This window comes from Streptomyces sp. NPDC007872, assembly GCF_042868165.1.
GTDB lineage: Bacteria > Actinomycetota > Actinomycetes > Streptomycetales > Streptomycetaceae > Streptomyces.
This window is the reverse complement of the sequence record NZ_JBIAEA010000006.1, coordinates 424,158-449,004: the sequence shown is the minus strand read 5'-3', so window position 1 is coordinate 449,004 and position 24,847 is coordinate 424,158. Positions and strand designations below refer to the sequence as shown.

Annotated in this window: 18 protein-coding genes; 11 read left to right on the top strand and 7 right to left on the bottom strand. The window is 73.6% G+C overall.

Annotated elements, in window-relative coordinates; genetic code table 11:
* Positions 1 to 81: 81 nt before the first annotated feature.
* Complete coding sequence (recN, locus tag ACFYNX_RS23920; RefSeq protein ID WP_388663958.1) at positions 82 to 1,806, top strand: DNA repair protein RecN; 1,725 nt, start codon at positions 82 to 84, stop codon at positions 1,804 to 1,806.
* Between the two features lie 11 nt (positions 1,807 to 1,817).
* On the opposite strand, the gene ACFYNX_RS23915 is transcribed toward recN, so the two are convergent.
* Both ACFYNX_RS23915 and ACFYNX_RS23910 read right to left on the bottom strand, forming a co-directional pair.
* The gene (locus tag ACFYNX_RS23915; RefSeq protein WP_388663906.1) at positions 1,818 to 2,828 is read right to left on the bottom strand and encodes an HNH endonuclease; all 1,011 of its coding nucleotides are present in this window, start codon (positions 2,826 to 2,828) and stop codon (positions 1,818 to 1,820) included.
* Positions 2,829 to 3,246: 418 nt separating this feature from the next.
* Positions 3,247 to 3,879, bottom strand: coding sequence for a hypothetical protein (locus ACFYNX_RS23910; RefSeq protein ID WP_388663905.1), 633 nt, complete (start codon positions 3,877 to 3,879; stop codon positions 3,247 to 3,249).
* A 212-nt stretch (positions 3,880 to 4,091) separates the two neighbouring features.
* On the opposite strand from ACFYNX_RS23910, the gene ACFYNX_RS23905 reads away from it, so the two are divergent.
* Complete coding sequence (locus ACFYNX_RS23905; protein WP_388663903.1) at positions 4,092 to 4,823, top strand: hypothetical protein; 732 nt, start codon at positions 4,092 to 4,094, stop codon at positions 4,821 to 4,823.
* A gap of 110 nt (positions 4,824 to 4,933) precedes the next feature.
* The gene (locus tag ACFYNX_RS23900; protein ID WP_365540137.1) at positions 4,934 to 6,013 is read left to right on the top strand and encodes a glycosyltransferase family 4 protein; all 1,080 of its coding nucleotides are present in this window, start codon (positions 4,934 to 4,936) and stop codon (positions 6,011 to 6,013) included.
* 7 nt (positions 6,014 to 6,020) lie between these two features.
* On the opposite strand, the gene ACFYNX_RS23895 is transcribed toward ACFYNX_RS23900, so the two are convergent.
* The 4 genes from ACFYNX_RS23895 to ACFYNX_RS23880 all read right to left on the bottom strand — a co-directional run bounded on the left by ACFYNX_RS23895 (position 6,021) and on the right by ACFYNX_RS23880 (position 11,236).
* A complete protein-coding gene (locus tag ACFYNX_RS23895) occupies positions 6,021 to 7,649 on the bottom strand; it encodes a PucR family transcriptional regulator (RefSeq protein WP_388663901.1) in 1,629 nt (542 codons plus the stop codon).
* 168 nt (positions 7,650 to 7,817) lie between these two features.
* Positions 7,818 to 9,212, bottom strand: coding sequence for an FAD-binding oxidoreductase (locus tag ACFYNX_RS23890; RefSeq protein WP_388663899.1), 1,395 nt, complete (start codon positions 9,210 to 9,212; stop codon positions 7,818 to 7,820).
* Between the two features lie 120 nt (positions 9,213 to 9,332).
* Positions 9,333 to 9,965: a response regulator gene (locus ACFYNX_RS23885; protein WP_388663956.1), complete on the bottom strand. Its 633-nt coding sequence runs from the start codon at positions 9,963 to 9,965 to the stop codon at positions 9,333 to 9,335.
* Positions 9,965 to 11,236, bottom strand: coding sequence for a sensor histidine kinase (locus ACFYNX_RS23880; RefSeq protein WP_388663954.1), 1,272 nt, complete (start codon positions 11,234 to 11,236; stop codon positions 9,965 to 9,967). Before ACFYNX_RS23880 ends, ACFYNX_RS23885 begins: the two co-directional genes overlap by 1 nt.
* Positions 11,237 to 11,435: 199 nt before the next feature.
* Here ACFYNX_RS23880 and ACFYNX_RS23875 point away from each other — a divergent pair, with 199 nt between their 5' ends.
* Positions 11,436 to 12,173, top strand: a complete 738-nt coding sequence (locus ACFYNX_RS23875; RefSeq protein ID WP_388663897.1) for an ABC transporter ATP-binding protein — start codon at positions 11,436 to 11,438, stop codon at positions 12,171 to 12,173.
* Positions 12,167 to 14,623, top strand: a complete 2,457-nt coding sequence (locus tag ACFYNX_RS23870; RefSeq protein ID WP_388663895.1) for an FtsX-like permease family protein — start codon at positions 12,167 to 12,169, stop codon at positions 14,621 to 14,623. The genes ACFYNX_RS23875 and ACFYNX_RS23870 overlap by 7 nt, the downstream gene beginning before the upstream one ends.
* 117 nt (positions 14,624 to 14,740) lie before the next feature.
* Here the strand turns inward: ACFYNX_RS23870 and ACFYNX_RS23865 are convergent, their stop codons facing one another.
* Complete coding sequence (locus ACFYNX_RS23865; RefSeq protein ID WP_365540135.1) at positions 14,741 to 16,543, bottom strand: glycoside hydrolase family 15 protein; 1,803 nt, start codon at positions 16,541 to 16,543, stop codon at positions 14,741 to 14,743.
* A 514-nt stretch (positions 16,544 to 17,057) separates the two neighbouring features.
* Here ACFYNX_RS23865 and ACFYNX_RS23860 point away from each other — a divergent pair.
* The 6 genes from ACFYNX_RS23860 to ACFYNX_RS23835 all read left to right on the top strand — a co-directional run bounded on the left by ACFYNX_RS23860 (position 17,058) and on the right by ACFYNX_RS23835 (position 24,844).
* Positions 17,058 to 18,707, top strand: a complete 1,650-nt coding sequence (locus tag ACFYNX_RS23860) for a CTP synthase (RefSeq protein ID WP_365540158.1) — start codon at positions 17,058 to 17,060, stop codon at positions 18,705 to 18,707.
* An 82-nt stretch (positions 18,708 to 18,789) separates the two neighbouring features.
* Positions 18,790 to 19,416, top strand: a complete 627-nt coding sequence (locus tag ACFYNX_RS23855; protein ID WP_365540134.1) for an NUDIX hydrolase — start codon at positions 18,790 to 18,792, stop codon at positions 19,414 to 19,416.
* Positions 19,417 to 19,638: 222 nt separating this feature from the next.
* A complete protein-coding gene (locus ACFYNX_RS23850) occupies positions 19,639 to 21,624 on the top strand; it encodes a tetratricopeptide repeat protein (RefSeq protein ID WP_388663892.1) in 1,986 nt (661 codons plus the stop codon).
* 148 nt (positions 21,625 to 21,772) lie between these two features.
* Positions 21,773 to 22,888, top strand: a complete 1,116-nt coding sequence (ald, locus tag ACFYNX_RS23845; RefSeq protein WP_365540132.1) for an alanine dehydrogenase — start codon at positions 21,773 to 21,775, stop codon at positions 22,886 to 22,888.
* A gap of 448 nt (positions 22,889 to 23,336) precedes the next feature.
* Positions 23,337 to 24,362, top strand: a complete 1,026-nt coding sequence (locus ACFYNX_RS23840; protein WP_030212665.1) for a ParA family protein — start codon at positions 23,337 to 23,339, stop codon at positions 24,360 to 24,362.
* Positions 24,347 to 24,844 (top strand): hypothetical protein, encoded by a 498-nt coding sequence (locus ACFYNX_RS23835; protein WP_365540131.1) that lies wholly within the window; start codon positions 24,347 to 24,349, stop codon positions 24,842 to 24,844. Before ACFYNX_RS23840 ends, ACFYNX_RS23835 begins: the two co-directional genes overlap by 16 nt.
* The last annotated feature ends 3 nt before the right edge of the window (positions 24,845 to 24,847 follow it).

Here is a 24,847-nt window from a genome sequence, read left to right as displayed (position 1 = left end):
CGGCGCGCCGGAGGGTTACGGCCGGGCCGATGTCGCATCGGACCAGGGAAACCTCGTAAGGTCTGGGGCGTGCTGGAGGAGATGCGGATACGGTCGCTCGGGGTCATCGACGACGCTGTGGTCGAGTTGTCGCCCGGCTTCACCGCGGTGACCGGTGAGACCGGTGCGGGCAAGACCATGGTCGTGACCAGTCTGGGGCTGCTGCTCGGCGGACGGGCCGACCCGGCGCTCGTACGGATCGGCGCGGCGTCGGCCGTGGTCGAGGGGCGGATCAGCGTGCCCCCGGGCGCGCCCGCCGCCGTGCGCGCCGAGGAGGCCGGGGCCGAGCTCGACGAGGGGGTCCTGCTCGTCAGCCGTACCGTCTCGGCCGAGGGGCGCTCCCGGGCCCACCTCGGCGGGCGCTCCGTGCCCGTCGGGCTGCTCGCCGAACTCGCCGACGAACTCGTCGCCGTCCACGGCCAGACCGACCAGCAGGGCCTGCTCAAGCCCGCCCGGCAGCGCGGCGCGCTCGACCGGTACGCGGGCGGGGCCGTCTCGGCGCCGCTCGCCTCCTACGGCGAGGCGTACCGGCGGCTGCGGGCCGTCACCGCCGAGCTGGACGAGATCACCACCCGGGCCAGGGAACGCGCCCAGGAGGCCGATCTGCTGCGCTTCGGGCTCGACGAGGTCGAGGCCGTCGCCCCGCTGCCCGGCGAGGACGCCGAACTGGCCGCCGAGGCCGAGCGGCTCGGGCACGCCGAGGCCCTCGCCTCGGCCGCCGCGCTCGCGCACGCCGCGCTCGCGGGCTCGCCCGAGGACCCCGAGTCCGTCGACGCGACCACGCTGGTCGCGGGCGCGGGCCGGGCCCTGGAGGCCGTGCGGTCGCACGATCCGGCGCTCGCCGCGCTCGCGGACCGGATGGGGGAGATCTCCATCCTGCTCGCCGACGTGGCCACCGAGCTGGCCGGGTACGCCGACGACCTGGATGCCGACCCGCTGCGGCTCGCCGCCGTCGAGGAGCGGCGCGCGGCCCTCACCCAGCTCGTCCGGAAGTACGGGGACGGGGAGGGCACCGGCGCGGTCCTGGCCTGGGCGGAGGAGAGCGCGGCCCGGCTCGGGGAGCTGGACAACGACGACGACCGCGTCGAGGAGCTGACCGCCGAGCGGGACCGGCTGCGCGACGAGCTGTCCGCGCTCGCGCAGCGGCTCACCGACGCGCGCACGGAGGCGGCGGACCGGTTCGCCGCCGCCGTCACCGCCGAACTCGCCTCGCTCGCCATGCCGCACGCGCGCGTGTCCTTCGACATCCGGCAGACCGAGGACCCCGAGGGCGTCGAGGTCGGCGGCCGGAGGGTCGCGTACGGCCCGTCCGGGGCCGACGAGGTCGAGCTGCTGCTCGCCCCGCACCCCGGCGCCCCGCCGCGCCCGATCGCCAAGGGCGCGTCCGGCGGTGAGCTGTCCCGGGTGATGCTGGCCGTCGAGGTCGTCTTCGCCGGGGTCGACCCGGTGCCCACGTACCTCTTCGACGAGGTCGACGCGGGCGTCGGCGGCAAGGCGGCCGTCGAGATCGGCCGCCGCCTCGCCAAGCTCGCCAGGACCGCGCAGGTCGTCGTCGTCACCCACCTCCCGCAGGTCGCGGCCTTCGCCGACCGCCAGCTCCTCGTCGAGAAGACCAACGACGGCTCGGTCACCCGCTCCGGCGTCACCGTCCTGGAGGGCGAGGAGCGGGTCCGCGAGCTGTCCCGGATGCTCGCCGGCCAGGAGGACTCCGAGACGGCCCGGGCCCATGCGGAGGAACTCCTCGCGGCGGCGCGGGCGGACGGGTGATCCAGGGCAGGTCAGGGGGTGGGAAGGTGTGCTGCCACCCCCTGACCGGGCCCGGAATCGCCCGACACCCGGCGCCGTGCCACGTCGTATGCCCATGCGTAGGTCGACACCTTCTTCTCGATCGAGAAGTGCCGTCCGGTAGCGGTGTCGAGCACCGTATGGAATTCCTCCATCAGTTTCTCCCAGACCGCGGAGGTGAAGTCGGCGTCCGTCCAGCCGTAGAGTGCCTTCAGTTCGCGCTTCACGGCTGAGAAGAACGAGGGCTGTTCCCGCTGGGGCGAGCCGATCTGCACTCCTCGTTTCCGCAGCCATTTCTGCAGCTCTTCCGGTGCGTCCAGCCACTTGTCCGGACTGTCCCGCAGCTCGGCGTAGTCGACCCAGGCCCAGAAGCTCTCGGCGTCTGCGACGTCAGGCGCCTCGGCGTGATGAGCGGGGCAGAGCAGAGCGAAGTTCCGTACGTCCAGTGAGCCGCCGAGCGCTTCGGGAACGACGTGACAGCGTTCCACCTGTCTTCTCCAACAGACCAGGCAGGCGGGTTCGTCGAGGCCCAGATACTCGGTGATGGCCTTGAGCGTGGGCTTGGACCTGCGGTCCGCGGGATTCTTTTCCCTCGGTCGCAGCGCCAGCTTTGAGGCGTCGTAACCGTATTCACTGCTGTCGTCCGGGTAACCGATCGTCAGGGTGTTCGGCAGATCGTTGCGCTGTCCGCCGTTGTTGCGGACCTGGTAGAGCGGTGTGCTGAGCTCCGTCAGATACTGCAGCAGGTAGCCCATGCCGAAATCCTTCATCAACTCGTAGGCGTCGTGGTCGTAACCGCCGGCCGAGTTCCGGTGCCCCTGAATGTCCAGGTACAGCCTGCGTGGCGCTCCCGGAGACTGCTCCTGCGCCATACGCACGCACTGGAAGATCCGTTGAGCGCAGCGCTCGAAGTTCTCGTACACCTTCATGTCGTGATAGATCCCCACTTCCTTGGGGACTTCGGCCGCTCCCTTACGGGCTTGTTGCCGGGGTCTCTTCGCCATGACTCGTCCTCTTGAAGTGTGGGCAGGGCCTTCTCGGGCGGAGCTTGGCATAGGGGTCTGACAGCCCGACCAGGACCTGCGGCCGATCATGTGACTGCTCCGCGTCCTGGCCGTTGATGCGGGCATGGGGCGGGCGGATCCGACGGACGCCGACTGGGAACGACTGCGCTCGTTCCTGCCGGTCGGCAACGGGCGTTGCGGCCGGTGACGGGACCATCGGCAAGTGATCAACGGGATTCCGCACCGCGTGTGGACCAGCGTTCAGTGGCGTGACCCGCCCCCGGCTCCCGCTTCCAAGGGGCCGAAGTATCAGAACACCAGGGCGGAAGCGTTACGACGAACGCGGCTACGTCTACCTCGGAACTGCGACAGCGGTCGCCCTCCATATCCGGCTCCGAACGTGATCGGCCAGGCAGTTCTAGCCGTTGACCCTGTGATGGAGTGCTGTCTCGCCGGTCGCTTCGCCAAGCTGCCGTGCCATCTCTTCGACGATCAGGTCGGCGGCTTCCAGCGAAGCAGCGCCTTCGACGTATACGGCCCACGTACCCGCGAGCTCCCATGAGACCGAGATCAGAGCTGTTCCTGTACGGAAGGAGTGATCGCCCTCCGCCTCAGCCGACTCGCAGACCAGTGAGCGGGGCTGGAAGAGCGTTGCGTAGTCGATCCCGGGCGGTGCGGGCCAGTCGTTCCCGCCGGCGGTGCTGATCGTGTACTCCGCCTCAACGGAGCCATGCGGGCGCTCTTGGCCAGTGAGTTCGGCGGCGTCCCGCGCGAAGTCGTAGGGCATCGGCTCGTTTCCGTCCACTACCCACGGCGCCGGGTACCTGGCGTGGCACCCCGTGCACCGAGCAGCGAACGTCCCGATCCCGGGGTTCGTCATGATGCTGTAGTGCGACGAGGGCAGCGCGCGCAGTATGTAGCCGTTCGCGGTCGTCTCGAGCGCAGGCCATTCGGGGGAGCACTCACACGGTCCGGTCTTCGCGAACGTCTCGTCGCCAGGTGCCTCGTGGGTGTTCCTGAGCGTCTTGAGGAGTCTTTTCAGCGGCCGCACGAGGTCTCCTCCAATGACAATCCGACGCCGTTGATCACGCAGGCCCAATGAGTGGGACAGGCTAACCCGAGGCAAGCTGATCGGCTCTTGACCAAGGGTGTCCGCAACGTCGTCCGCGGGTGAAAAGGCGCTGCCTGGTCGATCACGGGCGCCCGAGGACGAGCGAGCTCCCAACGCCGTGTGATCGCCCGGGCAGGTCCTAGGCTGTGGACATGATCGCGGTACGGAGCAGAAGCGTCTCCTTGTTCGTGGCCGCCGGGGCGACCCGCGCGGTGTACGAGGGGCTGCGGCGGCTTCCGCGTGACGCGCGGTGGACGCGGGCGAACCACGCGGGGCGGGAGGTCGGCCTGTACGCCGGGCCCGCCGTCGCCCTCGGGGCGGCGGCCGGGAGCGGCAGCGCGCCCGTCGCGTTCGCCGTGCTCGCGGCCGGGGCGTGCGGGGCGTACGACGACGTGAGGGGGGATCACCGGCGCGGTTTCCGGGCGCACTTGGCGGCGCTGCGGGACGGCGAGGTGACCAGCGGGGCCGTCAAGCTCCTCGGGATCGGGGCCGCCTCGCTCGTGGCCGGGGCGCTGCTCAAGGAGCGGCCCGTGGACAAGGTCCTCGCCGGGATCGTCGTCGCGGGCAGTGCCCATCTGGTGAACCTCGTGGACGTCCGGCCCGGGCGCGCCGGTCTGGCCGTGCTCGCGCTCGCCGCCCCCGGGCTGCTGCGCGGTTCGCCCGCCGCCGCCCCGATGGGAGCCGTCGCCGCGGTCCTCGCGGACGACCTCGGGGAGTCGACCATGCTCGGCGACACAGGCGCGCACGCGCTCGGCGCCGCCGTCGGCGGGGCGATCGCGATCGGGAGCGGGCGGCTCGGGCTCGCCGCGCACGCGGCCGCGCTCGTCGCCGCCGCCGTCCGGGGGGAGCGCGCGGCCTCCTCGCGCGCTCACCCGTGTGAGTGAACCCGTGGGGTGAGTCCCGGCGCCGGGCGCCCTCCGCGCAAGGGAAACGACTCCATTTCGGTGCCGGAACGTGCGTACGGTCGCAGGTCCGGACTGGCATCCTTGGGCGCGTGACACAGCTCCGTACGGTCCAAGTGCTGGGCGGCGGCAGCGCGGGCGGCAGCGCTCACGTCCGATCACTCGCCGCGGGGCTCGTGGCGAGGGGCGTGCGGGTGACCGTGTGCGCCCCTCCCGCACTCGACCGCGTCCACGACTACCCCGCCGCCGGCGCGCGCTTCGTGCCCTTGCCACGCCTCGGCGACCCGGCCGCCGTCACCGCCCTGCGCAACGCCTGCGTCGGCGCGGACGTGGTCCACGCGCACGGCCTCCAGGCCTCCGTACGGGCCGCGCTCGCGCTGTCCGGCGGGGCGCCGGTCCCGCTCGTGACCACCTGGCACACCCGTAGCCACGCGGAGGGCGCGCGGGGCGGGCTCCTCCGGCTCCTGGAACGGCGGACCGTACGGGCCGCGAGCGTCGTCCTCGCGACCTCGTCCGAACTGGTCGACCGGGCCCGGCGGCGCGGCGCCCGCGACGCCCGGCTCGCCCCCGTCACCCTGCCGGCCGCGCGCGGACCGGTCTGCCTCCACGACGGCAAGGCGCGCGCCGAACTCGGCGCCGTCGACCGCCCGCTGCTCATGGCCGTCGGCGCGCTCGAACGCGGCCGGGGCTACCGGACCCTGCTCGACGCGGCCCGGCGGTGGCGGGACCTCGACCCGCAGCCGCTCCTCGTGATCGCCGGGGAGGGCCGCGAACGGGCCTTCCTCCAGGGGCGGATCACCGAGGAGGACCTGCCGGTCCGGCTGATCGGCGCCCGCGAGGACGTCGCCGAGCTGCTCGCGGCGGCGGACGTCGCCGTCCTCCCGTCCCGCTGGGAGGCCCGCTCCCCGCTCGCCCAGGAGGCGCTGCGGCTCGGCGTGCCGCTCGTCGCGACGGCGGTCGGCGGGGTGCCGGAACTCGTCGGGGACGCCGCCGAACTGGTGCCGTACGGGGACTCCGCGGCCCTCGCCGCGGCGGTCCGGGGCCTCCTGGAGGACGCCGACCGGCGGATGGACCTGGCCGCCGCCGGCCGGGTCCAGGCCGGCACCTGGCCGACCGAGGACGACACGGTGGCGCACGTGCTCAGCGTGTACGACGAGCTGGTGGGGCGCTGAGCAGGGGTCACGTCGTGTGGCGGCGCGCCCTGAGCGCCAGGGAGAGCGCCAGGACCGTCTGGGGGTCGTCCAGGTCCGTGCCCAGGAGCTCCGAGACGCGGGCCAGGCGGTTGTAGAGGGTCTGACGGTTGAGGTGCAGCTCGCGGGCCGTCTCCGCCTTGCGGCCCGCGTGGGCCAGATACGTCTCCAGGGTGGGCAGCAGCGGCGGCCGGGAGGTGCGGTCGTGCTCCTGGAGGGGGCCGATCGCCCGGTCCACGAAGGCCGCGAGCACCGTGTCCCCGTGGAAGTGCAGCCGCCACAGGAGCAGGTCGATGTCGAGGCGCCGCGCGTCGTACCAGGGCAGGTCCGACAGTCCCTGCGCCGCCGTCGCCGTCTCCGCCGCGTGCCGCAGGCCCGCCGAGGCCGCCGCCCAGCCTCCCGCCACGCCCACCACGATCACCGGCGGGTGCGTCCCCGCCCGTTCCAGGCCGGCCCGCTCCACGCCCGCGCGCAGGGCCGCCGCGACCCGGTCCGCGACCGCCGTGCACTCGGTCTCCGAACGCAGGCCGAGCAGGAGCGGGACGCGGCCCTCGACCGGGCGGACGCCGAGCAGGACGGGCACGCCGACGGAGGAGAGCTCCTCCAGGACCGCCCGGGCGAGCAGCGCCCAGTTCCCCGAGGGGGACAGCTCCGGGGCCAGCCGCATCACCACCGGCAGGAGCGGGCCGTCCCCGGGCCTGAAGCCGAGCACCCGGGCCTGCGCCGGGGCGTCCTCGGCCGCGATCCGGCCCTCCGCCAGGTCCGTCAGGAAGTCGCCCCGGCCGCGCGCGGCCAGCTCCTCCTCCTGCCGCGCCTGCATGAGGACGACGGCGAGGAGCCCGGCCGCCCGCTCGGCCGCCATCCGGTGGACGGGGGAGAGGGCGCCGGAGACCGCCAGGAGGACCAGGCGGGCCCGCACCGAGCCCGTACCGGGGCCGCCGCCGGGCACGTCCACCAGGACCGTGCCGGTGGGCGGGCCGGACTCGCGGGCCGCCCGGCCGCCGCGCAGCCCGTCCCACACCTGGAGCGGGTCGGCGGGCGCGGACTCGGTGCCCGCCGCGTAGAGCAACTGCCCGTCGGGGGTCTCCAGGAAGACCGGGTTGGCGGCGAAGTCGGAGAGGATCCGCAGCACCTGCGGGACCCCGCCGCCGCCGAGCAGGGCCTCCGTGCACTGCCGGTGGACCTCCTCGGCCCGCCGCTGGAGGGCGTAGTGGCCGTTGACGATCTCGGTGTGGATCTCCTCCGTCACCGTCACGAACGGCACCTCGCGGTGGAGCTGCACCAGCGGCAGCCCCGCCGCCCGCGCGGTCTCCACTATGGTTGCCGGGAGGCGGGCGAAGCGGGGGCCCAGCTCCACCACGAGCGCCGCGATGCCCCGGTCGGCGAGCCGCCGCACGAAGGCCCGCTGCTCGGCCGGCCGGGTCCCGAGCCCGAGGCCCGTGGTGAGGAGCAGCTCGCCGCCCTTGAGCAGCGAGGCGATGTTCGGCACCTCGCCCGCGTGCACCCAGCGCACCGTCCGGTGCAGCCGGTCCGCGCCGGCGACGACCTCCGGGAGCCCGCCGCGCAGGCCGGGGAGTTCGAGGGCCCGCTGCACGGTGATACCGCCCTGGTTGTCCATGGCCCCGGACGCTACCCGCGTCCGACTTCCGGCGACATCACCCCACGGTCACGGCACCGGACACTTCGTACACCGCCCCGACAACTCGTCGACCGCCGAGGGCACTTGCGCGATCATGTGTCGAGTGTGTCCTGCGTCACCCGGAGGGGGCCCGGGGAGGGGCGGGGCTCAGGCCGCCGGGGCGGTGTCGTGGTTGAAGCGGAACACGTTCCCGGGGTCGTACGCCGCCTTCACCTCCGCCGGCCGCCGGGCGTTCTCCGCGCCGAGGCCCGCCGCCACCCGGTCCGCGCCCTCGGCGCCGATGAAGTTCAGGTAGACGGCGCCGACCGCCCACGGCCGCACGCCGGCCCGGACGTCCCGCACCCAGCGGATCGCCCGCTCGTCGTCGGCCGGGTCCTCCCACACCCCGAAGGGGTGCACGGCCCACGGAGCCGTACGCCACGGCAGCGGGTACTCCGAGGGGCCCCGCGCCACCCGCCCGCCCATCGGGAACACCACGTGCTGGGTCCCGGTCGGCACCGGCATGTCCTCCGCCCGCGCGCAGAAGACCTCCACGGCCTCGTCGGGGAAGGCGTCCAGGTACTCGGCCGACCAGTAGTTCCGCTGCCCCGGCGGGTCGTCCAGCACGCACGGGAAGCCGGCGTACGGGATCTCCGCCACCGCCACCGCCGTCGCCGCCGGGCCGAGCGCGAGCAGCGGCGCCACCGCCTCCCGCAGCTCCGCCTCCGGCCCCGCGTACGTGACGACCACGGCGCACATCCGCGTCCCCGCCAGCTCCGGCGGTACGAACTCCGCCGGCGGGGCCGTCAGGCAGAGCACCCCGCCGCCCACCGCGTCGGGGGCCGGCGCGTCCATCAGGTCCCGGTACGCGCGGACCACGTCGGGCCCCGCGTCCGGGGTGAACAGCAGCAGCGCGAAGCAGAACTCCGGCAGTGCGTGCACCCGCAGCGTCATCGACGTCACCACCCCGAAGTTCCCGCCGCCGCCGTGCAGCGCCCAGAACAGCTCCGGGTTCTCCTCGGCGTCCGTGTGCACGTGCCGGCCCCCGGCGGTGACCAGTTCGGCGGAGAGCAGGTGGTCGCAGGCGAGGCCGAACCTCCGCTCCAGCCAGCCCGAACCGCCGCCGAGGGTGAACCCGCCGACCCCGGTCGTGGACGCCCGGCCGCCGGTCACCGCCACGTGGAACGGCTGGCAGGCGCGGTCCAGGTGCGACATGGTCGCCCCGCCCCCGACCCGTACGGTCATGTTCTCGGGGTCCGCGACCACCGCGTGCATCCGGCGCAGGTCCACCACCGGGCCGCCGTCGTCGAGGGCCGTCCCGGCGACGGCGTGGCCGCCGCGCACCGCGACCGGCAGGCCGGTCTCCCGGGCGAAGAGCACCGCGTTGGCGACGTCCTCGGGGGTCGCGCACCGGGCGATGACGGCCGGACGCCGGTCGATCATGCCGTTGAAGACGGTCCTCGCCCCGTCGCAGCCGGGGTCGTCCGGCACGAGGACCTCACCCGCCAGGTCCTCCCGGAGACCGGCCAGGGCACTGTCGGGGACGAGTGTTCGGGGAGTCATGGAGTGCCCCCCTTCCTTGCGGGGGACAGGACCCTTTCATCGTAGGTCCGGGCCCCGGCCCGTGCGCCCCGGCCGCCGCGCGCCCCCGCCGGTTCCCGTGCGCCGGTCGCGCCCGGCGGGTCAGGCCCGCAGATAGGTGAGCACGGCCAGGACCCTGCGATGGGTCTCGTCCGCCGGAGGCAGGTCCAGCTTGGTGAGGATGTTGCCGATGTGCTTGCCGACCGCCGCTTCGGAGACCACCAGCTCCCTGGCGATCGCGCCGTTGGACCTGCCCTCGGCGATCAGTGCCAGCACCTCGCGTTCGCGCGGGGTGAGCCGCTCCAGCGGATCGCGGCGGCGGCGCAGCAACTGGCGCACCACCTCGGGATCGACCACCGTCCCGCCGTCCGCCACCTCGCGCAGCGCCTCCACGAACTCCTCGACCTGGCCGACCCGGTCCTTGAGCAGGTAGCCGACACCCGTTCCGTCGCCGGAGTCCAGGAGTTCGGCGGCGTACGCCCGCTGCACGTACTGGCTGAGGACCAGGACCGGAAGCGCGGGGCGCTCCTCGCGCAGCCGCACCGCCGCGTGCAGCCCCTCGTCCTGGAAACCGGGCGGCATGCGCACGTCCGTCACCACGATGTCGGGGGCGTGCTCCTCGACGGCGGACACCAGCGCCCGCGCGTCCCCCACGGCCGACACCACCTCGTGGCCGCAGCGGCCGAGCAGGCCGACGAGCCCTTCCCGCAGCAGCACGCTGTCCTCGGCCAGCACTACGCGCAGCGGCCGGCCGCCTCGGTCAACTCGCAAGGAAACTCCACACGCAACAGAGTCGGCCCACCCGGGGGACTGGTCAGGGCCAGTCTGCCATCCAGGACCGACACCCGGTCCGCGAGGCCGGTGAGGCCGCTGCCCGCCGAGGGGTCCGCGCCGCCGCGGCCGTCGTCGCGCACTTCGAGGAAGAGACGTCCGTCGTGATGACCGCCGCTCACCCGCGCGCGGCCGGCCCCGCTGTGCCGGGCGACGTTGGCCAGCGCCTCGCAGACCACGAAGTACGCCGCGGACTCGACCGCCTCGGCCGGCCGGCCCGGCAGTTCGAGGTCGACGTCGACGGGGACCGCGCAGCGGTCGGCGGTGTCGGCGACCGCGGCCTGAAGGCCGTAGTCCGTGAGGACCTTGGGGTAGACGCCCCGGATCAGCTCGCGCAGTTCCGCGAGCGCCCTGCCCGCCTCCTCGTGGGCCCTGGCGAGCTGGTCGGCGAGCGGGCCGGGCGGGGCGTCGAGACGGGCGAGGCCGAGGGCCATCGACAGGGCCACGAGGCGCTGTTGGGCGCCGTCGTGCAGATCGCGCTCGATGCGGCGCCGCTCGGCCTCGAAGGCGTCCACCAGCCGGGCGCGGGAGCGGGCCAGCTCGACCACCTCGGCATCGCGCTCGCCCTCGCGGGAGGCGGTCAGCAGGCGGACCAGCCCCGCGCGGGCGCCCGCCGCCGCGCAGAGCGCGTACGCGCCCAGGCCCCACAGGAGCAGACCCAGCACGGCGACGCCGAACGCGGTCGGCCAGGTGGTGACCGTCCACTGCTTGAGCACCTTCACCTCGTGGCCGTCGCCGACCGTGGCCATCAGCAGCGGGGTGGCGACCACGGACAGCGGGAGGAACAGGGCGACCGTGACGGCCAGGGCGTCGACCGGCCACAGCAGCACGGCGAACAGCAGCGCGTGTCCGAGCTCCCGCCAGGTCCCCTGCTCGCGCAGCCGGGTGGTCAGCCAGGCCCACAGCCCCGGCGCGGCCGGCACCCGGTGCAGGCCGGACACCGGAGCGCGGTCGACCAGGCGCAGCCTGCGCCGCTCCACCCAGGCCACGGGGATCCCGCCGAGGGCGACCAGGACGAGCAGGGGCAGCCCCACCAGGACGACGACGAGCGCACCGGAGACCGCCACCGCCGTCACGATCCCCACCAGGACGACGGCACCGGTCACCGCGCCGGTGAACAGGTACGCGGCGGCGCGCCAGGGCCAGGCCGACAGCAGGAAGCCCGGCCGGGACATGGCCTGCCACACGTTTCGAGGGTGCATGCGCACGACCGTAAGCGGCCCCGCCGGTCCGGGGCCATCGGCCCAGGACCCCCCTCGGGGGTGGGCCTGGCACTACCCCGATTCTCCTCCGGGCCGTACTGCGTCACGCGGGACTTCCGCGGTTTCGTGGGGGGACCGACGAGCCGAGGAACAAGCCCTGATGGGGGAACACATGAGCAACGACGCGATCCGATTGCGTTCCGTGACCCGGCGGTACGGCGCGGGCGGCACGTCCGTCACCGCCCTCGACGAGGTGTCGCTCGCCTTCCCGGAGGGGACCTTCACCGCCGTGATGGGCCCCTCCGGGTCCGGCAAGTCGACCCTGTTGCAGTGCGCCGCGGGCCTGGACCGGCCCACGTCGGGCTCGGTCACCGTGGGCGGCACCGAGCTGACCGGACTGAGCGAGACCGGGCTGACCCTGCTGCGCCGCGAGCGCATCGGGTTCGTGTTCCAGGCGTTCAACCTGCTGCCCTCGCTGACCGCCGAGCAGAACGTCTCCCTGCCGCTGCGGCTCGCCGGCCGCCGCCCGAAGCGGGCCCGGGTGCGGGAGGCGCTCGAACAGGTCGGCATCGGCGACCGCGCGCGGCACCGCCCGGCGGAGATGTCCGGCGGCCAGCAGCAGCGGGTCGCCCTGGCCCGCGCCCTGATCACCCGCCCCGACGTGCTCTTCGGCGACGAGCCGACCGGCGCGCTCGACTCGCGGACCGGCCGTGAGGTGCTGACCCTGCTGCGCGGCACGGTCGACCGGGACGGCCGGACGATCGTCATGGTCACCCACGACCCCGTCGCCGCCTCCTACGCCGACCGCGTCGTCTTCCTCGTCGACGGCCGTGTCCACGGCGAGCTGATCGGCGCCTCCGCCGAGGACGTCGCGGCGCGCATGACCGGCCTCGAGGCGGCGCCGTGCTGACCACCGCGCTGAGCACCCTGCGCACCCGCTGGGTCACGTTCGCCGGCAGTTTCGTCGCCCTCTCCCTCGGCGTGGCGCTGATCGCCGTGATGGGCCTGGCCCTGGCGTCCTCGCTGGACGCGCCCGACCGGGGGCCCGAGCGGTTCGCCGCCGCGCAGGTCGTCGTCAAGGGCCGGGACGCCCTGGAGGTGTCCACCCCGATCGGCGTTCGCGGCCGGAAGCTCGCGCAGCCGCGTGCCGTGCCCGTCGGCGTGGTCGCGAAGCTGCGGGACCTCGGGACCGTCGTCGAGGACCGGTCGTTCGCCGTACGGGCCGAGGGCGGGCCCGCCGATCTGGTGGGCCACCCCTGGTCCACGGCGGCCTTCGCGCCGTACGCACTCGACGCGGGACGCGCACCCCGGGCCGCGGACGAGGTCGTCGTCAGCGGCGACTGGGCCCGTCCGGGCGCCCGGGTGCGGACCGACGGCGGCACGGTCAGGGTCGTCGGCACCGTGGCCGGGCTCGGCTTCGAGAACGCCGTGTTCTCCACCGACGCCCGCGCCGCCGAACTGGCGCCGCGCAGCCTCCAGCTCGTGGTCGACGCCGACGCGGCGGCCGTGCGCGAGGCGGTGCGCGGCAGCGAGGGCGTCCAGGTCCTCACCGGGGACGCGCGCCGGTACGCCGACGCCGACCCCGACCGGGACGCCGAGGCCCTCACCGCGATGAACGCCTTGTTCGGTACGGCCGGCGGCGTCACCGGGTTCGTGTCGGTGTTCGTGGTGGCCTCGACCTTCGCGTTCGCGGTGGCCCAGCGGCGGCGTGAGTTCGGGCTGCTGCGCACCGCCGGGGCGACCCCGGGCCAGATCCGCCGCATGGTCGTCCACGAGGCGCTCGCGGTCGGTGTCCTCGCCTCGGCCGCCGGTTGCGTGCTCGGTTCCCGCGCGGCTCCCGAGCTCGTCGAGTGGGCGGTCGACGAGAACCTCGCGCCCCGCTGGTTCACCCTCGGCGACCACACCTGGCCCTACCACGTGGCGTTCTGGACGGGCCTGCTCGTGGCCCTGTGCGGCGTGCTCGCCGCGTCCTGGCGGGCCGGGCGCACCGGTCCCGCCGAGGCACTGCGCGAGGCGTCCGCCGACGCCCGGCCGATGATACGGGGCCGCCTGCTGTGCGGCGCGGTCCTGCTGGTCACCGCCGTGGTGACCCTGGCCCTGGCCCTGGCGGCGGACCCGGGCGGCCTGTTGCAGCGCAAGACCTACGTGAGCCGGCCGATGCTGCTGATCACCGCGGTCGCGCTGCTCGCGCCGCTGCTGGTGCGGCCACTGGTCCGGCTGATCGCCTGGCTGCCGGCCCGGCTGCCGGGCGCCGGCGGGATGCTGGTGCGGGAGAACGCCGCCGCCGGGGTCCGCCGCACCGCAGCCGTCGCGGCGCCCGTGCTCGTCACGGTCGCCCTCGCGGGCTCGCTGCTCGGCGCCACCGCCACCCTCGACGGGGCGAAGGCCACCGAGGTGCGCGAGCGGACGGCCGCCGACTTCGTGGTCGCTCCGGCGGGCGACGCCGGCTTCGACGGCGCGACGCTGCGGAGGCTCCGGGCCGTGCCCGGTGCCGAGGTCTCGGCGAGCTCGTCGAGCGCCGTGTACGTCCTGGAGGAGGGGGTGGCGCTCGTCGGGTCCGACGCCAGGGCCGCCGAGCCGGGACCGCTCGCGGCGACGACCCGCCTCCCGCTCGTCGCGGGGAGGACGGACGATCTGGACGACGACTCGATCATCGTCAACGAGGAGTGGGAGAAGCGCACCGTGGGCGAGCGGGTGGACGTGTGGCTCGGCGACGGCACGAGGAAGTCCCTGAGGATCGCCGCGGTCATGGCCGTCGGCACCGGTGACAACGGCGTCTACGTCACCCCGCGCAACGCCCCCGCGGCACCCGTCGACCGGGTCGACGTACGCCTCGCGCACGGGGCCGACGCGCACGCCGTGGCCGACGGCCTGCGCCGGGCGGTGCGGGCGTCGGACGGGGAGGTGCTCACCGGGGAGGCCTGGGTGCGGGCGACGCGTCCCGGTACCGACCGGACGACCCGGACGGGCTTCTTCCTGGTCCTCGGGATCGCCCTCCTCTACACCGGCGTCTCGCTGGCCAACACGATGGTCATGGCGACCTCCGACCGGGTCCGCGAGCTGGCCGCGCTGCGACTGGCCGGCGCCACCCGGTGGCAGGTGCTGCGGCTGGTGGGCGCCGAGGCGCTGACGGTGGTCGTGGTCGGCGGACTGCTGGGGGCGCTGGTCGCCGGGCTCGATCTGGCGGGCATGTGGAGCGCGCTGGGCCTGCTCTCGGTGTGGACGCCGGTCGAGGTCCCGTGGACGGCGCTCGGGGCGGCCCTGGGCGCCTGCGCGGCGCTCGCCGTGGTCTCGGCGGTCGTCCCGGCCGGCCTCGCCCTGCGGCGCGGGGCGGTGGAACTCGCGGGTGCTCGGGAGTGACCCTCCGGCCCCGGCCTGCCCCGGCCCCGGCCCGCCCCGGTCGTACACGTCGGTGACGACCGGGGCGATCCGCCGCGCGAAGGGCGGAACCGCGTCGGCGCCGGAGGCGTGAGCCCCTCAGCCGCCGTAGGCGCCGCTCGCCGTCAGGCGCAGCGCCGTGTCGATCAGCGGGACGTGGCTGAAGGCCTGCGGGAAGTTGCCCACCTGGCGCTGGAGCCGCGGGTCCCACTCCTCGGCCAGGAGGCCCAGGTCGTTGCGGAGGGCGAGCAGCTTCTCGAAGAGGGTACGGGCCTCGTCGACCCGGCCGATCATCGCCAGGTCGTCGGCCAGCCAGAAGGAGCACGCCAGGAACGCGCCCTCGTCGCCCTCCAGGCCGTCGACGCCGGCCTCCTCGCCGGCCGTGGGGTAGCGGAGCACGAAGCCGTCCTCCGTGGACAGCTCCCGCTGGATCGCCTCGATCGTGCCGATGACCCGCTTGTCGTCCGGCGGCAGGAACCCCATCTGCGGGATCAGCAGCAGCGAGGCGTCCAGCTCCTTGGAGCCGTACGACTGCGTGAAGGTGTTCCGCTCCTTGTCGTAGCCCTTCTCGCAGACGTCCCGGTGGATCTCGTCGCGCAGCTCCCGCCAGCGCTCCAGGGGGCCGTCGGCGTCCCCGGACTCGATGAGCTTGATCGTGCGGTCCACGGCCACCCAGGCCATCACCTTGGAGTGCACGAAGTGCCGGCGCGGGCCGCGGACCTCCCAGATGCCCTCGTCGGGCTGGTCCCAGTTCTTCTCCAGGTACTCGATCAGCTTGAGCTGGAGCAGGGAGGCGTAGTCGTTGCGGGACAGGCCCGTCATGTGCGCCAGGTGCAGGGCCTCGGTGACCTCGCCGTACACGTCGAGCTGGAGCTGGTTGGCGGCGCCGTTGCCGACCCGGACCGGGCCGGAGTTCTCGTATCCCGGCAGCCAGTCGAGCTCGGCCTCGCCCAGCTCGCGCTCGCCCGCGATGCCGTACATGATCTGGAGGTTCTCCGGGTCGCCCGCGACGGCGCGGAGGAGCCAGTCCCGCCAGGCGCGGGCCTCCTCGCGGTAGCCGGTGCGCAGCATCGAGGAGAGGGTGATCGCCGCGTCCCGCAGCCAGGTGTAGCGGTAGTCCCAGTTCCGCACGCCGCCGATCTCCTCGGGCAGCGAGGTCGTCGGGGCGGCGACGATCCCGCCGGTCGGCCCGTACGTCAGCGCCTTCAGGGTGATCAGGGAGCGGACCACGGCCTCCCGGTAGGGGCCGTGGTACGTGCAGTGGTCGACCCACTCGCGCCAGAAGTCGGCGGTCGCCTCCAGGGCCCCCTCGGGGTCCGGCAGCGCCGGCTGGTCCTTGTGGGAGGGCTGCCAGGAGATCGTGAGGGCGACCCGCTCGCCGGGGCCGACGGTGAACTCGGAGTACGTGGTGAGGTCCTCGCCGTGGGTCTCGGCCTCCGCGTCCAGCCACACCGAGTCGGGCCCGGCGACCGCGACCGTGCGGTCGCCCACCTTGTGCACCCAGGGCACGATCCGGCCGTAGCTGAACCGCATCCGCAGCGCGGAGCGCATCGGGACCCGGCCCGAGACGCCCTCGACGATCCGGACGAGCTGCGGCGCTCCGTCGCGCGGGGGCATGAAATCGGTCACCCGGACCGTGCCGCGCGGGGTGTCCCACTCGGACTCCAGGATGAGCGAGTCGCCCCGGTAGCGGCGCCGGTCGGCGGGGGCCGGCTCACCGTCCTCGGGGCCCGCGGGGGCCACCCGCCAGAACCCGTGTTCCTCGGTGCCGAGGAGTCCCGCGAAGATCGCGTGCGAGTCGAAGCGGGGCAGGCAGAGCCAGTCCACGCTGCCGTCCCGGCAGACCAGGGCAGCGGTCTGCATGTCTCCGATGAGTGCGTAATCCTCGATGCGCCCGGCCACGTGCTTCACTCCAGTCGAACGGCCATGTCCGCCCCTCGGGGCGCTTGCTCCAGATGCCCGGCCGCATGTGCCGGCCGGGGTCCGAGTGTGTCAGCGATCGGGGGGTCTGCGACAAGCCTCGGTCCGGGATGGGTCCCCGGGCGTTCGGCCCCGGGGGGACAGGCGGTGGCGTCGTCGGCCGGCCGGCTCGGCGGGCCATGTCCGAGCAGGATACGTTGCGCCCCGCGCCACCCGTTGGTCACACCAGTAACGTCGTTGCTCCAATCGGGTGAACACCCCCTTTCCCCGTCCGGAGCCGGTCGGACCCCGCTCGCTCGCCGTCCGTGAACACCCGGCTGCCGCGTGTGGCCGGAAGCGGCCTCCCCGGGTCGCTGATACCCTGGTACCCCGTGGACCGGTGGGAAACGGCGACAGCCGAGGACCCCGCAACCGCAGCGACGGCACCCCCCGATTCTTCCGGAGGGGCAGCCGGTACGCACCTCCAGAACGCGACCACGGGAGCCCCCTCTTGGCGATGCCGCCCAACACCACGACGACCAAGCACATCTTCGTCACCGGGGGTGTCGCCTCCTCCCTCGGCAAGGGCCTGACCGCCTCCAGCCTGGGTGCGCTCCTCAAGGCGCGGGGCCTGCGGGTCACGATGCAGAAGCTCGACCCGTACCTGAACGTCGACCCCGGCACCATGAACCCCTTCCAGCACGGTGAGGTGTTCGTCACCAACGACGGCGCCGAGACCGACCTGGACATCGGCCACTACGAGCGCTTCCTCGACGTCGACCTCGACGGCTCGGCCAACGTCACCACCGGCCAGGTCTACTCGCAGGTCATCGCCAAGGAGCGGCGCGGCGAGTACCTGGGCGACACCGTGCAGGTCATCCCGCACATCACCAACGAGATCAAGTCCCGGATCCGCCGCATGGCGACCGACGACGTCGACGTGGTCATCACCGAGGTCGGCGGCACCGTCGGCGACATCGAGTCCCTGCCGTTCCTGGAGACCGTCCGCCAGGTCCGCCACGAGGTCGGCCGCGACAACGTCTTCGTCGTGCACATCTCGCTGCTGCCCTACATCGGCCCGTCCGGCGAGCTGAAGACCAAGCCGACCCAGCACTCGGTCGCCGCCCTGCGCAACATCGGCATCCAGCCCGACGCGATCGTGCTGCGCGCCGACCGCGACGTCCCCACCGCCATCAAGCGCAAGATCTCGCTGATGTGCGACGTCGACGAGGCCGCCGTGGTCGCCGCCATCGACGCCAAGTCGATCTACGACATCCCGAAGGTGCTGCACACCGAGGGCCTGGACGCCTACGTCGTCCGCAAGCTCGACCTGCCCTTCCGCGACGTGGACTGGACCGTCTGGGAGGACCTCCTGGACCGCGTCCACAACCCGGAGCACGAGGTCACCGTCGCGCTCGTCGGCAAGTACATCGACCTGCCCGACGCCTACCTGTCGGTCACCGAGGCCATGCGGGCCGGCGGCTTCGCCAACAAGGCCCGGGTCAAGGTCAAGTGGGTCACCTCCGACGAGTGCAAGACCCCGGCCGGTGCCGAGAAGCAGCTCGGCGACGTCGACGCGATCCTCATCCCCGGCGGCTTCGGCGACCGCGGCGTGAGCGGCAAGGTCGGCGCGATCCAGTACGCCCGCGAGCACAAGGTGCCGCTGCTCGGCATCTGCCTGGGCCTCCAGTGCATCGTCATCGAGGCGGCCCGGAACCTGGCCGACATCCCCGAGGCCAACTCCACCGAGTTCGACCCGGCCACCGCGCACCCCGTCGTCTCCACGATGGAGGAGCAGCTCGCGTACGTCGAGGGCGCGGGCGACCTGGGCGGGACGATGCGCCTGGGCCTGTACCCGGCGAAGCTCGCCGAGGGCTCGATCGTCCGCGAGGTCTACGGCGACGAGCCGTACGTCGAGGAGCGCCACCGCCACCGCTACGAGGTGAACAACGCCTACCGCGCGGAGCTGGAGAAGAAGGCCGGCCTGGTCTTCTCCGGCACCTCCCCGGACAACAAGCTCGTCGAGTACGTCGAGTACCCGCGCGAGATCCACCCCTACCTGGTCGCCACCCAGGCGCACCCGGAGCTCCGCTCCCGCCCGACCCGCCCGCACCCGCTCTTCGCGGGCCTGGTGAAGGCCGCGGTGGAGCGCAAGACGGGCCAGTAGGACGCAGGCGTTAACGTTGCCGGGGTGCGGGCCCGTTCGGGTCCCGCACCCCGGTTTTCACGTGTCCACGGGAGGACGGCTGATGGAGTTGCAGGACACCCCGCAGGAGTGGCGGGTCGTCGCGTCGGAGACCCCCTTCCAGGGGAAGAAGACGGGCGTCCGCACGGACGACGTGGTCATGCCGGACGGCACGGTCGCGCGCCGCGACTACCAGGTCCACCCCGGCTCGGTCGCCGTCCTGGCCCTGGACGAGGAGGACCGGGTGCTGCTGATCAAGCAGTACCGGCACCCGGTGCGCCAGAAGCTCTGGGAGATCCCGGCCGGGCTGCTCGACGTGCCCGGGGAGAACCCGCTGCACGCGGCCCGGCGCGAGCTGTACGAGGAGGCGCACGTCAAGGCCGGCGACTGGCGGGTCCTGACCGACGTCTACACCTCGCCGGGCGGCTGCGACGAGGCCGTGCGGATCTTCCTCGCGCGGGACCTCGCGGACGCGGAGGGGGACCGCTTCGAGGTGGCCGAGGAGGAGGCCGACATGGAGACGGCACGGGTGCCGCTCGCGGACCTCGTACGGGGGGTCCTCGCGGGCGACCTGCACAACAACTGCCTGGTCGTGGGCGTCCTCTCGCTGGCCGCCGCCCGCGCCGGCGACGGCCTGGACGCCCTCCGCCCGGCGGAGGCCCCGTGGCCGGCCCGCCCCTTCGAGGCGTAGGCCCCGGCCGGACCGCCGCGTCCGTGCCGAGTGCGGCGGGGGTGTGGCGGGGGTGCCGGGGGCGGACACAGCTCCCGGTGTGACCATCTGTTGATCCGATCGGGGGATGTGTCCGCCCTGCTCCGCCGGGTACCCGTCCCGCCCTGAACTACGCTCGGAAACGCCCGTGTGGAGCCCCTCCCGCGGGATCGGCTCGTGCGCAGGTGGACGGGAGCGTGGCCCGTGACGGATCAGGCGGTGGCGGCAACCGGCAGCCGGCGGTTCTTCGGCCGCCAGCGCGAGTTGAAGGCCCTGCGCGCCGACATCGAACGGACCGGGCTCGACACCCTCACCGGCCGCAAGGCGCCCCGCGCCCGGGTCCTGCTCGTGGCCGGCCGGCCCGGCTCCGGGCGCACCGCCCTCGCCGAGGAGCTGGCCGCCGAGGTCGCCGACCGCTACCCCGACGGGATCTTCCGCGCCCGGCTCACCGAGCCCGGCGGCGTGCCCGTGCCCACCGCCCGGGCCGCCCAGGAACTGCTCGCCGCCCTCGGGGTCGCCGAACCCCCCGGCGCCGCCGAGGACGAGCTGGCCGAACTGGTCCGCGGCGCCTTCGCCGGGCGCCGGGCGGTCCTGATCCTCGACGACGCCGTCGACGCCGAGCAGGCGGACCCGCTGATCCCCGACGAGCCCGAGACCCTGGTGATCGGGGTCGCCGGAGGACCGCTCACCGGCATCCCCGACGTGCGGCCCTGCACCCTCGGCGGCCTCGACCCCAAGTCGGCCATCGAGCTGCTCACCTCCTTCACCGGCTCCGTCCGCGTCACCGTCGACCCGCAGGCCGCCGAGGCCCTCGTCGAGGAGTGCGGGGGACTGCCCGCCGCGGTCGTCCTCGCCGGCGGCTGGCTCTCCACCCACCCCAAGTCCTCCGTCGCCGACCTCGCCAAGCGGCTGCGCGAGCCGAGCGGCGACCCCCTCACCCGGGCCTTCCTGCTCGCCCACGACGGCCTGCCCGCCACCGCCGCCCGGATACTGCGCTTCCTCGCGCTCGCCCCGCTCGGCCGGGCCGACGCCCACACCGCCTCCGCCCTGGCCGGCTGCTCGGTCTCGGCGGCCGCCACCACGCTCGCCGACTTCGAGGCCCTGGGCCTCGTCTCGGCCGGCGAGGACGGCCAGTACGAGGTGCGCGCCCACCTCGTCCCCCTCCTGCGCGCGCAACTGGAGGAGCGCGACCGGCCCGCCGAGGTGCAGCTCGCGCGGGCCCGGATGCTGGAGCGGACCGTGCGGCTCCTCCAGTCCTGCCGCGCGGTCACCGAACCCGAGGGCTCGCCCGCCCGCAGGAAGCTGGCCGGGCTGCCGCGCGCCCTGCGCTTCCCGAACGCCGCCGCCGGGGCGGCCTGGCTGGACTCCCGGCGGCCCGTCCTGCTCGCCTCCGCCCGCCTCGCCGTCGCCGACGGGGAGCTCGACACCCTGGCCCGCCGCCTGATCGCCTCCCTCGTCCGGGCGCTCGCCGCGCACCGGGGCGCCGAGGCCGCCGCCCCCGAGCTGTACGGGCTGCACCGGCTCGTCCTGGACGTGGCCGAGCGGCGCGGACTGCACCGCGAGCGGGCCGCGGCCCTGCTCAACCTGGCCGACCTCGACGCCCGCACCGGCAGGACGAAAGAGGCTCTGCTGCGATATCGGTCGGCTTTGGAGGCCGGACGCGCAGCAAATGACCCGTACGCGACCGGTCGGGCAATGGAATCCGTAGGTGGCTCCTATCAGGAGCTGGGGGACTGGCAGCGGGCCGGCGACTGGTACGGACGGGCCCTCGCCCAGCGCCTCGCCCGGGACGAGCGCGCCGACCAGGCCCGGCTGTACGCCCGCCTCGGCGCCGTACAGACCTACGCCGGGCGGTACGGGGAGGCCCTGCGCAACTGGCGGGCCGCCGCCGCCGGCTACCGCAGGCTCTCCGATCTCCCGGGCTACGCGCGGGCGTTGAGCGAGGCGGCCCGGGTCCAGGAGTACGCCGGGCGGCCCGAGGAGTCCCTGCGGACCTGCGAGGAGGCCGTGGAGTGGGCCCGCCGGGCCCGGGACGTCCGGCTCCAGGCGGCGCTCCGGCTGCGCCTCGCCGACACCCTCGACCGGCTCGGCGACCCGGCGGCGGCCAAGCTGCACCGGGCCGGGGCGGGGAGACTGCTGGAAACGGAACCTTCCGCCTACGAAATCCGCAGTGGCTCCGGCGAAGATTAGTACTTTGAAAGGCTAGACAGCGGGAACTCCTTCATTAGACTGGTTCTGCCGCGTTCGAACGTGGTCTGCCCCGGTGCGTCGCGATGCATCCGGGTATGTATCGCAGTGCGCCAGTTATCCCTCCCTGATTCAAGGACCGTGATCGACGATGAAGGTCGGCATCCCCCGCGAGGTCAAGAACAACGAGTTCCGCGTGGCCATCACCCCCGCCGGTGTCCACGAGCTCGTCCGCCACGGCCACCAGGTCTTCGTCGAGCAGAACGCCGGTGTCGGCTCCTCGATCACGGACGCGGAGTACGTCGCCGCCGGCGCCGAGATCCTCCCCACCGCCGACGAGGTCTGGGCCATCGCCGACCTGCTGCTCAAGGTCAAGGAGCCCATCGCGGAGGAGTACCACCGCCTCCGCAAGGACCAGACCCTCTTCACCTACCTGCACCTCGCCGCCTCCCGCGAGTGCACCGACGCGCTGCTCGCCTCCGGCACCACCGCCATCGCGTACGAGACCGTCGAGACCGCGAACCGCGCGCTCCCGCTGCTCGCCCCGATGTCCGAGGTCGCGGGCCGCCTGGCCCCGCAGGTCGGCGCCTACCACCTGATGCGCTCGGCCGGCGGCCGCGGCGTCCTGCCCGGCGGCGTCCCCGGCACCCACGCCGGCAGGGCCGTCGTCATCGGCGGCGGCGTCTCCGGCTGGAACGCCACCCAGATCGCCGTCGGCATGGGCTTCCACGTGACCCTGCTCGACAAGGACATCAACAAGCTCCGCGAGGCCGACAAGGTCTTCGGCACCAAGGTGCAGACGATCGTCTCCAACGCCTACGAGCTGGAGAAGGCCGTCGTCGAGGCCGACCTCGTCATCGGTGCCGTCCTCATCCCGGGCGCCAAGGCCCCGAAGCTGGTCACCAACGAGCTCGTCGCCAAGATGAAGCCCGGAAGTGTCCTTGTCGACATCGCGATCGACCAGGGCGGCTGCTTCGAGGACTCGCACCCGACCACCCACGCCGAGCCGACCTTCCGGGTCCACGACTCGGTCTTCTACTGCGTCGCCAACATGCCGGGCGCGGTCCCGAACACCTCCACCTACGCCCTCACCAACGCCACGCTGCCCTACATCGTGTCGCTGGCGAACAACGGCTGGGCCGAGGCGATCCGCCGCGACGCCGCCCTCGCCCTGGGCCTCAACACCCATGACGGCAAGGTGGTGTACAAGGAGGTCGCCGAGGCGCACGGCCTCGAGCACGTCGGGCTGAGCAGCCTCCTGGGCTGACCCCCGCGGCGCCGCGTCAACGCGCGCCGTCAATACCACGCACCCGGCCGGACCTTGTTCGACAAGGTCCGGCCGGACGTGTCTCCGGCCACGCCGAAACGTTCGGGCAACTCGCGGCGAACGTAACTCTTTAACCGTTTCGCACACCCCGGAAACGTGCGGATGCGTGCCCGCGCGCCCTTGACAGAGGCCTGTTCGGTTACCGACACATCGGGCCGGGTCCGGCGGATTGTGTTGCTGCGGACCGGTGACACGCCATAGAGTCGCCAACCGTCGGCATGGTGCCACGCTGACCTATCGATAAATGTTCCCGGTCACACCCAAGGAGGTAAGACGACTTGTGAATGAGTCGACATTTACTCCCGGGAGTGGTGCGCCGGGAGCTCCGATCGGCTCCGTCGCGGTGCGGACCTTCGCGACGCACCAGCCCGTGACGACAGCCCACACGATGAAGACGATGGACGGCCTACACGTGAACGCCACGGCCGGCAACGAGATGGGCCGAGAGTCCACCCACTTCGCCGCCTACGACGAGGTGCCCGAGGGGCACTTCTACGACCCCGACGCCGAGTACGAGCCCGATCCGGAGTACGCGGCCACCCTCGCGCCCGACGCTGCCCGCCAGCGCCGCGAGCGGATCGGCCCGACCGGACGGCCCCTGCCGTACTTCCCGATCCCGGGTCCGCTGACCGACCACGGACCCGCGAAGATCATCGCGATGTGCAACCAGAAGGGCGGCGTCGGCAAGACCACGTCGACCATCAACCTGGGAGCCGCGCTCGCCGAGTACGGACGGCGGGTCCTGCTCGTCGACTTCGACCCGCAGGGAGCCCTGTCGGTCGGCCTCGGCGTGAACCCGATGGAGCTCGACCTCACCGTCTACAACCTGCTCATGGAACGGGGCATGTCGGCGGACGAGGTCCTCCTCAAGACCGCCGTGCCCAACATGGACCTGCTGCCGAGCAACATCGACCTCTCGGCCGCCGAAGTCCAGCTCGTCAGCGAGGTCGCGCGCGAGTCCACGCTCCAGCGCGCCCTGAAGCCGCTGATGAACGACTACGACTACATCGTGATCGACTGTCAGCCCTCGCTCGGCCTGCTGACCGTGAACGCCCTGACGGCCGCTCACAAGGTCATCGTGCCGCTGGAGTGCGAGTTCTTCGCGCTGCGCGGCGTCGCGCTGCTGACCGAGACCATCGAGAAGGTCCAGGAGCGGCTCAACCCCGAGCTGGAACTCGACGGCATCCTCGCCACGATGTACGACTCCCGGACCGTGCACAGCCGCGAGGTGCTCGCGCGCGTCGTCGAGGCCTTCGACGACCACGTGTACCACACGGTCATCGGGCGGACCGTGCGCTTCCCGGAGACCACGGTCGCCGGCGAGCCCATCACCACGTACGCCTCCAACTCCGTGGGCGCCGCCGCCTACCGTCAGCTCGCCAGGGAGGTGCTCGCCCGGTGTCACGCCGAGTGAGTCTGCCCGGCGCCGACGAACTCTTCCGTACGACCGGGGGGACGGCGCTGCAGGCGTCCTCACCCCGCCGGGCCGTCCCGGCACCGGCGGGCGAGAGCGACCCGGCGGCGGCCGAGGGCTCCGCGGAGCACGCGGCGGCGGACTCCGAGGCCGCGGAACCGCGCGCCCGGACGTCCCCCGAGGCCGAGAAGGCGGCTCCGGCCGCCGCCTCCGCCCAGGCCGCCGCGTCCCGGCGGCGCGGCGGAGGCCGTACCGCGAGCCGGCGGCCCAGCGGCCGCGAGCGCCACGACGAGAAGATCACGGTCTACGTCTCCGCCGAGGAGCTGATGGACCTGGAGCACGCCCGGCTCGTGCTGCGCGGCGAGCACGGCCTCGCCGTCGACCGGGGCCGGATCGTCCGGGAGGCCGTCGCGGTCGTCCTGGCGGACCTGGAGTCCCGCGGCGACGCGAGCATCCTCGTCCGCCGTCTGCGCGGCCGCTGACGG

Bases quoted from the DNA above. Each gene is read 5' to 3' on its own strand.
- ACFYNX_RS23895 (WP_388663901.1), bottom strand. From the start codon at position 7,649: ATGGACAACCAGGGCGGTATCACCGTGCAGCGGGCCCTCGAACTCCCC.
- ACFYNX_RS23890 (WP_388663899.1), bottom strand. From the start codon at position 9,212: ATGACTCCCCGAACACTCGTCCCCGACAGTGCCCTGGCCGGTCTCCGG.
- recN (WP_388663958.1), top strand. From the start codon at position 82: ATGCGGATACGGTCGCTCGGGGTCATCGACGACGCTGTGGTCGAGTTG.
- ald (WP_365540132.1), top strand. From the start codon at position 21,773: ATGAAGGTCGGCATCCCCCGCGAGGTCAAGAACAACGAGTTCCGCGTG.
- ACFYNX_RS23880 (WP_388663954.1), bottom strand. From the start codon at position 11,236: ATGTCCCGGCCGGGCTTCCTGCTGTCGGCCTGGCCCTGGCGCGCCGCC.
- ACFYNX_RS23915 (WP_388663906.1), bottom strand. From the start codon at position 2,828: ATGGCGAAGAGACCCCGGCAACAAGCCCGTAAGGGAGCGGCCGAAGTC.
- ACFYNX_RS23840 (WP_030212665.1), top strand. From the start codon at position 23,337: ATGAAGACGATGGACGGCCTACACGTGAACGCCACGGCCGGCAACGAG.
- ACFYNX_RS23860 (WP_365540158.1), top strand. From the start codon at position 17,058: ATGCCGCCCAACACCACGACGACCAAGCACATCTTCGTCACCGGGGGT.
- ACFYNX_RS23875 (WP_388663897.1), top strand. From the start codon at position 11,436: ATGAGCAACGACGCGATCCGATTGCGTTCCGTGACCCGGCGGTACGGC.
- ACFYNX_RS23855 (WP_365540134.1), top strand. From the start codon at position 18,790: ATGGAGTTGCAGGACACCCCGCAGGAGTGGCGGGTCGTCGCGTCGGAG.
- ACFYNX_RS23905 (WP_388663903.1), top strand. From the start codon at position 4,092: ATGATCGCGGTACGGAGCAGAAGCGTCTCCTTGTTCGTGGCCGCCGGG.